The sequence below is a fragment of the Arthrobacter liuii genome, assembly GCF_014639275.1.
Lineage (GTDB): Bacteria > Actinomycetota > Actinomycetes > Actinomycetales > Micrococcaceae > Arthrobacter > Arthrobacter liuii.
In genome coordinates, this window is the sequence record NZ_BMFW01000015.1 from 21,132 (window position 1) to 33,854 (window position 12,723).

12 protein-coding genes and 2 tRNA genes are annotated in these 12,723 nt (G+C 63.6%); 4 read left to right on the forward strand and 10 right to left on the reverse strand.

Annotated features, from left to right (window positions below; all coding sequences use genetic code 11):
• Positions 1-252, forward strand: coding sequence for a cell division protein CrgA (locus IEW19_RS14530; RefSeq protein ID WP_018769892.1), 252 nt, complete (start codon positions 1-3; stop codon positions 250-252).
• 19 nt (positions 253-271) lie between these two features.
• Positions 272-886 carry a DNA-3-methyladenine glycosylase I gene (locus tag IEW19_RS14535; protein ID WP_188572329.1) on the forward strand — a complete coding sequence of 205 codons (615 nt, stop codon included), beginning with the start codon at positions 272-274 and terminating at the stop codon, positions 884-886.
• 232 nt (positions 887-1,118) lie between these two features.
• Here the strand turns inward: IEW19_RS14535 and IEW19_RS14540 are convergent, their stop codons facing one another.
• The 3 genes from IEW19_RS14540 to IEW19_RS14550 all read right to left on the reverse strand — a co-directional run bounded on the left by IEW19_RS14540 (position 1,119) and on the right by IEW19_RS14550 (position 3,561).
• Positions 1,119-1,583 carry a carboxymuconolactone decarboxylase family protein gene (locus IEW19_RS14540; RefSeq protein ID WP_188572330.1) on the reverse strand — a complete coding sequence of 155 codons (465 nt, stop codon included), beginning with the start codon at positions 1,581-1,583 and terminating at the stop codon, positions 1,119-1,121.
• 544 nt (positions 1,584-2,127) lie between these two features.
• Positions 2,128-3,006, reverse strand: a complete 879-nt coding sequence (locus IEW19_RS14545) for a rhomboid family intramembrane serine protease (protein WP_188572331.1) — start codon at positions 3,004-3,006, stop codon at positions 2,128-2,130.
• A gap of 9 nt (positions 3,007-3,015) precedes the next feature.
• Entirely contained in the window at positions 3,016-3,561 is a 546-nt protein-coding gene (locus IEW19_RS14550; protein ID WP_188572332.1) for a peptidylprolyl isomerase, read from the reverse strand.
• Between the two features lie 155 nt (positions 3,562-3,716).
• Here IEW19_RS14550 and IEW19_RS14555 point away from each other — a divergent pair, with 155 nt between their 5' ends.
• Complete coding sequence (locus IEW19_RS14555) at positions 3,717-4,676, forward strand: hypothetical protein (protein WP_188572333.1); 960 nt, start codon at positions 3,717-3,719, stop codon at positions 4,674-4,676.
• A gap of 157 nt (positions 4,677-4,833) precedes the next feature.
• The gene (locus IEW19_RS14560; RefSeq protein WP_188572334.1) at positions 4,834-5,709 is read left to right on the forward strand and encodes a glycosyltransferase family 2 protein; all 876 of its coding nucleotides are present in this window, start codon (positions 4,834-4,836) and stop codon (positions 5,707-5,709) included.
• 3 nt (positions 5,710-5,712) lie between these two features.
• Here IEW19_RS14560 and IEW19_RS14565 read toward each other — a convergent pair whose 3' ends face one another.
• The 7 genes from IEW19_RS14565 to gyrB form a co-directional block, all read right to left on the reverse strand.
• Positions 5,713-6,651: a DMT family transporter gene (locus IEW19_RS14565; protein ID WP_188572335.1), complete on the reverse strand. Its 939-nt coding sequence runs from the start codon at positions 6,649-6,651 to the stop codon at positions 5,713-5,715.
• 82 nt (positions 6,652-6,733) lie between these two features.
• Positions 6,734-6,809, reverse strand: a tRNA-Ala gene (locus IEW19_RS14570).
• Positions 6,810-6,881: 72 nt separating this feature from the next.
• Positions 6,882-6,998 carry a DLW-39 family protein gene (locus IEW19_RS23555; RefSeq protein ID WP_229748488.1) on the reverse strand — a complete coding sequence of 39 codons (117 nt, stop codon included), beginning with the start codon at positions 6,996-6,998 and terminating at the stop codon, positions 6,882-6,884.
• 71 nt (positions 6,999-7,069) lie between these two features.
• Positions 7,070-7,143: transfer RNA gene (locus IEW19_RS14575), tRNA-Ile, on the reverse strand.
• A 97-nt stretch (positions 7,144-7,240) separates the two neighbouring features.
• Positions 7,241-7,891, reverse strand: coding sequence for a DUF3566 domain-containing protein (locus tag IEW19_RS14580; protein ID WP_188572336.1), 651 nt, complete (start codon positions 7,889-7,891; stop codon positions 7,241-7,243).
• On the reverse strand, positions 7,884-10,562 hold the full coding sequence (gene gyrA / locus IEW19_RS14585) for a DNA gyrase subunit A (protein WP_188572337.1): 2,679 nt from the start codon (positions 10,560-10,562) through the stop codon (positions 7,884-7,886). The genes IEW19_RS14580 and gyrA overlap by 8 nt, the downstream gene beginning before the upstream one ends.
• A 54-nt stretch (positions 10,563-10,616) precedes the next feature.
• Positions 10,617-12,704: a DNA topoisomerase (ATP-hydrolyzing) subunit B gene (gene gyrB / locus IEW19_RS14590; protein ID WP_188572338.1), complete on the reverse strand. Its 2,088-nt coding sequence runs from the start codon at positions 12,702-12,704 to the stop codon at positions 10,617-10,619.
• Between the last annotated feature and the right edge of the window lie 19 nt (positions 12,705-12,723).

The window sequence follows — 12,723 nt, forward strand, 5'->3', positions numbered from 1 at the left end:
GTGCCCGAGTCAAAGCCGCGCAAGAAGACCGCCAGCACCGCCCAGCCGGCTTCACCGCAGGCCTACAAGCCCAACCCAGTGTGGTTCAAGCCGGTCATGTTTGGCCTCATGATCATTGGCCTGTTCTGGATCATCACCTTCTACATCAGCGAAGGGCGCTTCCCGGTCCAGGCCTGGCAGTCCTGGAACATCGTGGCCGGCTTCGGCATTGCCATCGTCGGATTCCTCATGACCACCCGCTGGCGTTCCTAGCGCCGTAGGGCTTTTCAGGATGACCACACTGGTTCCCGGTTCCGCGGGAGTAATCGTCGGCGAGGATGGCCTGGCCCGTCCCGCCTGGGCTGCCACAGACCCGCTCATGCGGAACTACTATGACCAGGAATGGGGGCTGCCCGTCACTGACGAGCAGGGGATGTACGAACGAATCTGCCTGGAGGGCTTCCAGGCAGGACTTTCGTGGGCCACCATCCTGCGCAAGCGCCCTGCTTTCCGTTCCGCCTTTGCCGGGTTCGATCCCGAGGCCGTGGCCCTGTTCAGCAACGCCGACGTGGAGCGGCTGATGCAGGACCCAGGCATCATCAGGAACCGGTTGAAGATCCTTGCCGCGGTCAAGAACGCGCAGGCCACCTTGGAGCTTCGAAACGACGGCGGCCTGGTGGACTTTGTCTGGGGCTTCCGCCCGGCGAGTACCCCGCAGCCGCGGCGGCCAGCCGATATCCCCACCCAGTCGGCGGAGTCAGTGGCCTTGTCCCAGGCGCTCCGGAAACGTGGCTTCTCCTTTGTGGGGCCCACCACCATGTTCGCCCTGATGGAGGCAGTGGGCATAGTGGATACCCATCTCCTGGCCAGCCACCGCCGGGGGTCCTCCGGCATCTGGCCCGGCTAGGAGTGCCCACCCCGCTGCCGGTTATCCCCAGCTGTTCGGAAGGTTATCCACAGTGTGGAAAACCTTCCTACCCCATTCCGGGCCACGCAGCCGCCGCCGCTGGCAGCGCCAATCTGCGGTGCTATTGCCCGGACGCGCACGGTTAGCAACCGTTATTAACAGTGTGGAATACCTGTGGATAAACCAGGTCCGGGGCGTGGACGGGCGTCCGGCACGGAACCGCCGGTGGCTACTAGCGGTCCCGCCTGACGGGGTGGTGGCTGGTGATGGAAACCCGGTTGAAGGCGTTCATCGTCACGGCAACCCAACTTACAGCCGAAAACTCCTGCGCCGTGAGGCATTCCCGCGCGTACGCCTCCTCGTGCTCCCGTGACCGCTCATCCGGAAGTTCGGTGATGCTCTCCACCAGTGCCAGCGCGGCCCGTTCCTTGTCCGTGAAGAGCGCGGTTTCGCGCCATGCCGGCAACACCGCCAGCCGCTGCGGAGTCTCTCCTGCCTCACCGGCTTTGCGCACGTGAAGATCAAGGCAGTAGGCGCAGCCGTTGATCTGGGAAATCCGGACGTTGAGGAGTTCCAGCAGGCCCCGCCCGATTCCTGCTTCTTCTGCTGCTTCCTGGACCTTGAGGCCCAGGCCGCTGATCGCTTTCCACAGGACCGGATGCTGTTTGTCCAAGTACAGATGCTCGGTGACGCTCACGGGTGTCCTTGTCGCTTTGAACGGCTTGGCAGGCAACCATCATAGGCAGGAAGGGCACCTGCACCCCTTGTGCCTCTTATCCACTTACCAACATCGCAATACCCACAAGTTATCCACAGCTGTGGGAAACAGGGTGGAAATCCTTCCCCGGTGGGCTCTCCACCCTACTCCCGTAGCCCCGGAGCACTCGGAACTACAGGCTTGTCACTTATTAACAGTGTGCATAACGCTGTCGATAACCTCGGCATGGGGCTCATATAAGAGTCCACGCCGCACTTCAGCACCATACTTTTCCACAGAACGTCCCAGATATCGCCGGTTATCCACTTACGCACACGGATATTCCCACAGATTATCCACAGGTGTGGAGAACGTGCACCGAAAAACCGGTCACCGCCGTGTTGAAGCAGTGATGGCGGGATGGCGCACCTGAACTACACAGATGTAAGTTACCAACATTGTGGATAAGCCCTGTGGAAAACAGCTATGCCCCCGGCACCTTTGGTGCCGGGGGCATAGCCCGTTCAAGAAAAGATGGCGGCCTTTAAAGCGTCACACGTACCCAACTCACGGCAATAAGAAGTGCAAGCACGGCAGCGAGGCCCAACGCCTGGAGGAGGCCCTGCCGGCGGCCGCGCGGTGTGTAGGCAAGGACTGCAGCGCAGAGTCCGCCGGTGATAAGGCCGCCCAAGTGGGCCTGCCAGGCAATGTGGGGGATAAGGAAACCGATAACGCCGTTGATCGCGATCAGGACCCACAACTGCCGGGTATCGCCGCCCCGCTGCCGTTGGACCAGCAGCATGGCGCCGAAGAGGCCGAAGATGGCGCCGGAAGCGCCCACCAGTCCAACAAGTCCCTGCCCTGGCACCAGCAACGGGTTCAGCAGCAGATAACCGACTGAACCACCAATAGCGGAGATCAGGTACAGCGCCAGGAACCGGATCCGGCCGAGTACGGGTTCAAGGGCCTGCCCAAAAATCCAGAGCGTGTACATGTTCAGGAGGATGTGCAGCAGCGAATCCGGGGAATGGAGGAAGGCCGACGTGATCATCCGCCACGGCTCGAATGCACCGTACTGCGGCGCGGCAAAAATGTTGTTGTAGGCGAACTGCTTGTACACCCAGTCGCCGGGTATGAGCATTTGCAGGGCGTAAACGACAACGCACGCTGCGATGATGCCGTACGTCACCAAGGGCCTGCCCGTGGCAACGGCGCCGCCGTAGACCGACCGTACCTCCGCCGTCGTACGTTTTGTTTCGTTGACGCAGTCAACACATTGGAATCCGACGGCGGCCGCCCGCTGGCAGTCCGGGCATGCCGGGCGGCCGCAGCGCTGGCAACGCACATAGGACGGCCGGTCCGGATGCCGGGGGCAGACCGGGACCTGGGCGGACGGCTCAGCCGACGGAATTCCGTATGTCATGGCGGAGCGTTACAGCTGTTCGATGTCGATGCTGTTGATGGTGACGTCCTCAACCGGGCGGTCGCCCATGCCGGTGCGGACGCCCTCGATTGCGTCAACGACCTTCTTGGATTCCTCGTCAGCCACTTCACCGAAGATGGTGTGCTTGCCCTGGAGCCAGTCCGTAGGGATGGTGGTGATGAAGAACTGTGAACCGTTGGTGCCCTTGCCCATCTGGATGCCTGCGTTGGCCATGGCGAGCTTGTAAGGCTGGTTGAAGCTCAGTTCCGGGTGGATTTCATCGTCGAAGCGGTAGCCGGGGCCACCGGTTCCACGGCCCAGGGGATCGCCCGCCTGGATCATGAAGTCCTTGATGATGCGGTGGAAGATGGTTCCGTCGTACAGCGGAGTGCCGGTCTTGTCCTCACCGGTTTCCGGGTGGGTCCACGCCTGTTCGCCGGTTGACAGGCCGACGAAATTCTTGACCGTCTTGGGCGCGTGGTTGCCGAAGAGGTTAACCACGATGTCGCCGAGGCTGGTGTGGATGGTTGCTTTTGCGGTTGCGATGGCAGTCATAGGCCCCATTCTTCCATGCCGGGTATGGGCAGCCACGGCTGCGGGGACAGTTCCGCGCTGGGTGAAATCCCCCTAAAATCCGCAGAGTGAATAGCCCGTGATGATCTGGGCACGTAGGCTAGCGACAGAACCGTCACATTAATCGGGAGGTAGTTGTGAAGAAATCGGATCGTATTGCCCGTGACCTTGAGCAGTCGGTCACCAGTGCGGTGGAAAATGCCAAGGATTGGGCGGCACCCCGCGTGGAAGCTGCCGTTGACTGGGCTGTTCCCCGGCTGCAGCACAGCCTGGATACTGCATCTCCCAAGATCCAGGAAGGCCTGAAGACGGCCGCCTACAGCCTCGCCGACGGTGTTGCAACCGTGACGCCCCGCATCCAGGACGGCCTGGCCCAGCTGGCGCCGAAGATCAATGATGCAGTTGAAGGTGCACCGCCCATGCTGCACACCGCCCTGGACAAGGCCACCCCCGTTGTCCTGAATGCCCGTGACCGGGTAGTGGTGGAGTACCTGCCCAAGCTCTCGGACCAGATCGGCGTGGCATCCGGCGCAGTTCACCGCACCCTCGAGAGCACCCCGGCACGGGTGGATGCCGTCGCACAGAAGCTGGGCGACGTGGGAATCATCCACGTCATCCAGGAGCAGGCCCAGGCAACCGGCACGCAGCTGAAGGCAGCCGCATCAGGAGCCAGCCGCGCCGTGGACGTACACCTGGCCCAGCCGCAGAAGCCCAAGAAGCGCGGCTGGCTGGTCTTCGGGGTTGTCGCCGCCGCCGTCGCCGCGGGTGTTGCGGCATGGAAGGCTTCCAAGCCAGTGGAGGACCCCTGGAAGACGCCCTCGCCGGTCACGCCAACTCCGGCCCCCGTTCCCGCCACTACCGTCAGCGATGTTAAGGAAAACACCGCGGACGCCGCTGACAAGGCTGCTGCCGCGGCCGGTTCCGCCGCAAGTGCCGGCGCCGCCAAGGCGGCCGACGCAGCAGAGACGGCCAAGGAAAAGTCCGCAGAAGCCGACAAGGCCAAGCATGTTGCGGACGACGCTGCTGAGGGTGCAAACACTTCAGCCACCGACGCCGACGCGGCCACGAAGGATGACAAGGGCAGCAGCCAGCCCTAGTCTTAGCACCGCATACGCAGGGGCTCCGTTTCACGGCGGAGCCCCTTTTGTGTGCCCTGAACAGAGCAACGGGCCGGTTTCGGGAGACTCCGCGCCGGCCCCGCTGCCAGGCAGTGCCGTCCGGGGCGGACATGGCCCTGATGCTAGATTTGAAGTGATGTCAGCCAATCGATCCTCTGGGGACTCCGTGAACGACGCAGCCGTACAGCTCCGCGTGTCAATCGTCATCCCGGCGTACAACGAGGAGAGCGTGATCCGGCAATGCCTGATCGCCGCCATCTACCAGTCTGTCCCCGCCCACGAGATCATCGTGGTGGACAACCGTTCCAAGGACCGGACAGCTGACATTGTCCGCCAGATGCAGCTCGAGTATCCGGAGAGCCCCATCATCCTGCTGAGCCAGGACCGGGAACAGGGACTTATTCCCACCCGGAACTTCGGCCTGGACAGCGCCACGGGTGATGTCCTGGGGCGGATCGACGCGGACTCCATCGTGGAGCCCGACTGGGTGGAGCAGGTGCAGAAGGCGTTCGCGGACCAGACCGTCCAGGCTGCCACCGGTCCTGTGGTGTACTACGACATGCCAATGCGCCGCTTTGGACTGAAGGCGGACGACAAAATGCGCCAGCTCATGCTGAAGCTGGCCAAGCACCAGTACCACTTCCTGTTCGGTTCCAACATGGCCCTGCGGGCCAGCGCCTGGGAGACCATCCGTTCGGAGACCTGCCGCGACGAGAAGGACGAGATGCACGAGGACATCGACCTGTCCCTGCACCTGGCAGACCATGAGCTGCCGGTCCGTTATTGGCCGCAGATGGTGTCCGGAATGTCGGCCCGGCGGCTGGAGGATTCACCGCGGGACTACCGCTACTACGTCACCCGGTTCGACCGGACCTACAAGGCCCACAATGTCAGGAAGATGGCGCTGAAGGCCCCCATGGTGGTGTTCTTCTCGGTGTATTTCCCCGCCAAGCTCCTGCGGGCCATCCATACGGTCAATACAGCCCAGCCTGTCCGCCGCGGCGGACAATAGCGCTCAGTCAGTCCCCAGCCCGGCAAGGCGTTCCGACGGCGGCTCCTCCTGGTGTGCCCTTCCACGGCTGCTGCGCATGCCGTTCCTTTGGCCCAGGACCACGACGGCGAGACCCGCAAGGATGAGGCCGAGCCCTGCGTAGGTGCCCGCAGGCAGGGTCTCGTGCAGGAAGACGGCCGCCAGCAGCGCTGCCCCGGGGATCTCCAGGAGGATGATCATGGAGACGACGAGCGGGCTCATGGTGGCCAGCAGGTGGTTGAACGCAGTGTGGCCCACCAGCTGCGCGCACACCGTGATGGCTGCGATACCGAGCCATCCCGCAGGCTCGAACCCGGCCAGGGGCTGGCCTCCCAACAGGGCCAGGACGGCCACGACTACGGCGCACATTCCGTAGCAGAGGGTCGTGTAGGTTCCGGTGGTCATGCTTTGCCGCGCCTTGCCGCCGGCCAGCGTATAGAGGCCCGCCAGGGCTCCGCCGGCCATCGCCAGCAGGTCTCCCATGAGGGCCTGCGGGGATGAGCCCATATCGAAGCCGGTGATCGCCACAACGCCGCCGAAGGCGATGCCAAGCCCCACCAGTACCTGCCAGCGGTGGCGGGTGCCGCGGAACAGTTGGAAGACGGCAATCCAGCCTGACTGCAGACAGACCAGGGCTGTGGCGGCGGCTACGGAGGTGAGCTGCAGCGACGTGATGAAGCAGGCAAAGTGCAGCGCAAGGGCGACGGCGGCCAACAGCGACCAGCGGAACTCGCGGCCGGTAATCCTGCCGAACTGGCGGGGCTCCCGGAGCAGCGTGGGCGTGGCCATGACGGCCGCCCCGATGGCGTTGCGCCAGAAAGCAATGGCAAGGGCGCTGACGCTGGTGGCGCCCAGCGTGGCCGCAATCAAGGGGCCCGATGATGCCACTCCCAGGACCCCGAGGGCCGCGAAGAAGAAGTTCACTGCAGCCCCCTGATGCTGGTTCCCGGCGGAAATGGAAAGCGAAAAGTCCCGGCCTGCGTTTCCGCAGACCGGGACTTTCTTATGGTGGAGGCACGGGGACTCGAACCCCGAACCCCCTGCTTGCAAAGCAGGTGCGCTACCAATTGCGCCATGCCCCCATAAGAAGCAACCCGTCAATCGTACCCTAGAACCGTCAGAGCCTTTGACAGCTCCGGGACAGGGCATCCTGGCTAGTCAACCGTGTCGGTTGACTTACTCCAGACCGTTTTCCGGGCTTCGGACTCCTGTGCCTTGCGGTAGACCAGGACGCCTGCGATTGCCGCTGCCAGTACAAGCAACTTCTTCACATGCTCCCCGTTCCGGCTGGGTTCCGGATGGAACCGGACCAAACCTCCATTTGAAACCTGCACAGGTTCCGTGGGCGTACCAGGACTTGAACCTGGGACCTCTTCGTTATCAGCGAAGCGCTCTAACCGCCTGAGCTATACGCCCCAATCCCTCATCGGGCCGAGACATGACTTTACAGCACACCCCGGCCCGATCTCAAATCGGGCATTTTCACCGGCGTTGAGCCGGTGAAAGTGGCATCCTAATCGTCGGTAAGGGTAACGCCGACGCCGCCCACCAAGGTGGCGGAGATGTTGTAGAGAACAGCGGAAAGCATGGACAGTGCTGTCAGCAGGACAACGTTGACCACGGCAATGATGGTGGCGAATGAGGCCACTTGTCCCAACGACGCAACCTTCTTCAGCTCGAAGCCGCCGCCTTCAGAACCGGCGAGCGTACCGAGCAGGCTGTCCACCTGGTCGAAGATCCCAGTCAGGTCCAGGACCGTCCACAGGACAATGGCGGCCACCACAGTGACAATTCCCAATGCCACGGAGAGCAGGAATGCCATCTTCAGGACGGACCACGGGTCCACCTTGCTGACCAGCAGCCGGGCCCGGCGGACTTTCGCCTTTGGCGCCGGCTTGACCAGGCCGGGCGTTCCCTGGCTGGAGCCACCTTGTGCAGGACGCTGCCCCGCCTGGCCCTGGAAGGGGCGCTGGCCCGGCTGCACGGGGCGGTCGCCCTGCTGCGGGCGCTGGCCCGGGACAGCAGGGCGCTGGCCCGGAGCGCCGGCAGGAGCTGCCGGGCGCTGCTGCGGACGAACGGGGGCGTTCACGCGGGGCGCCGCTGACGGCCGATTCCCGTCGGGAACAGTGCTGTTCGGCTTGGGAAATGAGTCGGAATTACTCACTCGTTACCTCCGTGTTGTCTTCGTTCGGCTCAGCGTCGCCCGAGGCGTCCTCTGACTCAACGGCCGGTGATTCTTCTGCCATTGCTGGCGCGGCGGATTCCCCAGCGGTCCCGCCATCTTCAGCCAACGTTACGTCATCACCGGTGGATTCTTCGTCCTCAAGGCCGCGTTCGCTGTTACGCGCCACCTCAATAATCCGGTCATTCTTGTCAGGTTTGGCAAAGATGACGCCCATCGTGTCACGGCCCTTTGCCGGAACACCGGCCACAGTGGACCGCACAACCTTGCCGCCCTCCATGACCACCAGGACTTCATCCTCTTCCTGGACAATGAGCGCACCCACGAGGTGGCCGCGTTCTTCCTGGTATTTGCCCACCTTTATGCCCAGGCCGCCGCGGCCCTGCAGGCGGTATTCCTCCACCGCGGTGCGCTTGGCATAGCCGCCCTCGGTCACGATGAAGACGAAGGATCCGTCGGTGACCACATCGGCGGCCAGCAGTTCGTCATCCTCCCGGAACTTCATGCCGGTGACGCCGGATGTGGCACGTCCCATGGGGCGCAGCGCATCGTCGGTGGCGGTGAAGCGGATCGACTGGCCCATGCGGGACACCAGGAAGAGGTCGTCGGTTTCCGAGACAAGCTGGGCGGAGACCAGTTCGTCACCGTCGCGCAGGTTGATGGCAATCACCCCGGCGGACCGGTTTGTGTCGTAGTCCTCCAGCCTGGTCTTCTTCACCAGGCCCCTCTTGGTGGCCAGCACCAGGTAGGGAGCCTGCTGGTAGTCCTTCAGGTCCAGGACCTGCGCAATATGTTCGTCGGGCTGGAACGCCATCAGGTTGGCCACATGCTGGCCCTTGGCATCCCGGCCCGCTTCCATCAGTTCGTACGCCTTGGCACGGTACACGCGGCCGAGGTTGGTGAAGAACAGCAGCCAGTGGTGGGTAGTGGTGACGAAGAAGTGCTCCACAACGTCGTCGCCGCGAAGCTGGGCACCCTTGATGCCCTTGCCGCCGCGCTGTTGTGAGCGGTAGTTGTCGCTGCGCGTGCGCTTGACGTAGCCGCCGCGGGTGATGGTGACCACCATCTCCTCTTCGGGGATCAGGTCCTCCATGGACATGTCGCCGTCGAAGCCCATGAGGATCTTGGTTCGCCGGTCGTCACCGTGCTTATCCACGATCTCGCCCAGTTCGACGCTGATGATCTCGCGCTGCCGCTGTTCGGAACCCAGGATCGCGTTGTACTCCTCGATCAGGGCCTCAAGTTCAGCGTGCCGGTCCTGGATCTTCTGGCGTTCCAGGGCAGCCAGGCGGCGCAGCTGCATGTCCAGGATGGCCCGGGCCTGCAGCTCGTCGATGTCGAGCAGTTCCATCAGCCCGTCGCGCGCGGCTTCGGTGGTGTTGGAGGCACGGATCAGGGCAATGACCTCGTCGAGCATGTCCAGTGCCTTCAGGAGGGCCCGCAGGATGTGGGCTTCCTCCTCCGCCTTGCGCAGGCGGTACCTGGTGCGGCGGGCGATGACGTCCATCTGGTGCGTCACCCAGTGGCGGATGAACGCGTCAAGGCTCAGGGTCCGCGGCACGCCGTCCACGATGGCCAGCATGTTTGCAGAGAAGTTGCTCTGCAACTCGGTGTGCTTGTAGAGGTTGTTCAGCACCACCTTGGGCACTGCGTCACGCTTCAGCACGATCACCAGGCGCTGGCCGGTGCGTCCGGAGGTTTCGTCGCGGAGGTCGGCGATGCCGGAGATCTTGCCGTCCTTGACGAGTTCGGCGATCTTGATGGCCAGGTTGTCCGGGTTGGCCTGGTACGGAAGTTCCGTGACTACCAGGCAGGTGCGGCCCTGCAGTTCCTCCACTGCGACCACTGCACGCATGGTGACCGAACCGCGGCCGGTCCGGTAGGCGTCCTCGATGCCTTTGTGGCCCAGGATGGTGGCGCCCGTGGGGAAATCCGGACCCTTGACCCGCACCAGCAGTTCCTCGAGCAGTTCCTCCCGGGTAGCCCCGGGGTTGGCCAGGTACCACTGGACGCCGTCCGCCACTTCGCGGAGGTTGTGCGGTGGGATGTTGGTGGCCATGCCGACGGCGATGCCGGAGGAACCGTTCACCAGCAGGTTGGGGAACCTGGCCGGCAGGATGGTGGGTTCCTGGTTCTTGCCGTCGTAGTTGTCCTGGAAATCGACGGTTTCCTCGTCGATGTCCCGGACCATTTCCATGGCCAGGGGCGCCATCTTGGTTTCGGTGTACCGCGGTGCTGCGGCGCCGTCATTGCCCGGCGAACCAAAGTTGCCCTGGCCCAGCGCCAGCGGGTAGCGCATGGTCCAGTCCTGGATGAGGCGTACCAAGGCGTCGTAGATGGCGGTATCGCCGTGCGGGTGGTACTGGCCCATGACCTCGCCTACAACACGGGCGCATTTGTTGAAGGAACGGTCGGGGCGGTAGCCGCCGTCGAACATCGCGTACAGCACGCGACGGTGGACGGGCTTGAGTCCGTCGCGGACGTCCGGGAGGGCACGACCCACGATGACGGCCATGGCGTAGTCCAGGTACGAACGCTGCATTTCCGTCTGCAGGTCCACCTGTTCGACGCGGTCGATCAGCACGTCGCCTTCAAGAACGGTGTCCGGAGTTCCGGCCTCGGGGGCTGGATTCTCGGGGGTTTCGTCGCTCATTAGTTATTTTCCGTTTCAGGTATATGTCTGGTTCCGAATACTTAGAGCGGGTCCTTAGATATCCAGGAACCTGACGTCCTTGGCGTTCTGCTGGATGAAGTTGCGGCGTGATTCCACGTCTTCGCCCATGAGGACGGAGAAGATCTGGTCGGCGGCGAGGGCGTCGTCCATGGTCACCTGCAGCAAAGTGCGGTGGTCCGGGTCCATGGTGGTGTCCCACAGTTCGGTGTAGTCCATCTCGCCGAGGCCCTTGTAGCGCTGGATGCCGTTGTCTTTGGGGATACGGCGTCCCGCTGCCTGCCCTGCCACCAGCTTGGCGTCGCGTTCGCGGTCGCTGTAGACGTAGTCGTGCGGCGCGTTGGACCACTTGATCCGATACAGCGGGGGCTGCGCCAGGTAGACATACCCGTTCTCGATCAGCGGCCGCATGTAGCGGAACAGCAGGGTCATCAGCAGGGTGGTGATGTGCTGGCCGTCCACGTCGGCATCTGCCATGAGGACAATCTTGTGGTAGCGCAGCTTGGCAAGGTCGAAGTCCTCGCCGATGCCGGTACCGAAGGCGGTGATCATGGACTGGACCTCTGCGTTGCCCAGGGCCTTATCCAGCCGGGCACGCTCCACGTTCAGGATCTTGCCGCGCAGGGGCAGGATGGCCTGGGTCTCGGGGTTGCGGCCGCGCTTGGCTGAACCCCCGGCCGAGTCACCCTCCACGATGTAGACCTCGCATTTTTCCGGGTCCTTGGAGGAGCAGTCGGAAAGCTTGCCGGGCATGCCAAAGGATTCCAGCGGGCTCTTGCGCCGGGCGTTGTCGCGGGCCTTCCTCGCAGCCATCCGGGCCTGCGCGGCCGAGATGGCCTTGCGGATGACGTCGCGGGCCGGTCCGGGGTTGCGCTCCAGCCAGTCGCCCAGGCCGTCGGTAACCACGCGCTGGACGAAGCCCTTCACCTCGGAGTTGCCCAGCTTGGTCTTGGTCTGGCCTTCGAACTGGGGCTCGGCCAGCTTGACGGAGATGACCGCGGTAAGGCCCTCGCGGATGTCGTCGCCCGTGAGGTTGTCGTCCTTCTCCTTGATGATGCCCTTCTCCCGGGCGTACCGGTTGACCAGGGACGTCAGGGCAGCGCGGAAGCCTTCTTCGTGGGTGCCGCCCTCATGGGTGTTGATGGTGTTGGCGTAGGTGTGCACGCTCTCGGAGTACGCGCTGGTCCACTGCATGGCCATTTCCAGGGCGATGCGGCGTTCGGTGTCCTCGGTTTCGAAGGCGATGACGTCTTCGTGGACCACCTCCACCTTCTTGCCCGAGTTAAGGTGCTTGACGTAGTCCAGCAAGCCGTCGTTGTACTGGTACACCACGGTGCGGTGTTCTGCGGTGACCTCACCCTCGGTGCTGAGGTCATCGAGGTCGAGGTCGCCGTCGGCATCGTCGCCGGCTGCCGCACGCTCATCCGTCAAGGTGATGCGCAGGCCCTTGTTAAGGAAGGCCATCTGCTGGAAACGGGCGCGCAGCGTCTCGAAATCGAACTCGGTGGTCTCAAAGATCGCCGGATCCGGGTAGAAGGTCTGGGTGGTTCCCGTGGTCTCTGTCTCTTCGCCCTTGACCAGGCTGCCCTGGGGCTTGCCGCCGTCGGCGAAGGACATCCGCCAGACGTGCCCTTGGCGGCGCACTTCCGTGTCCACCCGGCTGGACAGGGCATTGACCACCGAGATGCCCACGCCGTGCAGGCCGCCCGAGACGGCGTATCCGCCGCCGCCGAACTTGCCGCCGGCGTGCAGGATGGTCATGACCACCTCGACGGTGGGCTTGTGTTCGGTGGGGTGCATGTCCACGGGAATGCCGCGGCCGTCGTCCACCACCTTGACACCGCCATCGGCCTGCAGGACAACCTCGATGTGGCTGCAGTAGCCGGCCAGCGCTTCATCCACGGAGTTGTCCACCACCTCGTAGACCAGGTGGTGGAGGCCGCGGGGTCCGGTGGAGCCGATGTACATGCCTGGGCGCTTGCGGACGGCCTCGAGGCCTTCAAGGACAGTGATGTCGCTGGCGCCGTATTCCCTTGGGCTTGTTGCCGCAGGCGGGGTATCAGGGGTGCGGCCATCCTCGACTGCTGTATCTGCTGCCAGAATATCCGTGTTGTCGTTAGCCACAGGCTCTGCGACTCCTCTG

Bases quoted from the DNA above. Each gene is read 5' to 3' on its own strand.
- IEW19_RS14550 (WP_188572332.1), bottom strand. From the start codon at position 3,561: ATGACTGCCATCGCAACCGCAAAAGCAACCATCCACACCAGCCTCGGC.
- IEW19_RS14545 (WP_188572331.1), bottom strand. From the start codon at position 3,006: ATGACATACGGAATTCCGTCGGCTGAGCCGTCCGCCCAGGTCCCGGTC.
- IEW19_RS14535 (WP_188572329.1), top strand. From the start codon at position 272: ATGACCACACTGGTTCCCGGTTCCGCGGGAGTAATCGTCGGCGAGGAT.
- gyrA (WP_188572337.1), bottom strand. From the start codon at position 10,562: ATGAGCGACGAAACCCCCGAGAATCCAGCCCCCGAGGCCGGAACTCCG.
- IEW19_RS14560 (WP_188572334.1), top strand. From the start codon at position 4,834: ATGTCAGCCAATCGATCCTCTGGGGACTCCGTGAACGACGCAGCCGTA.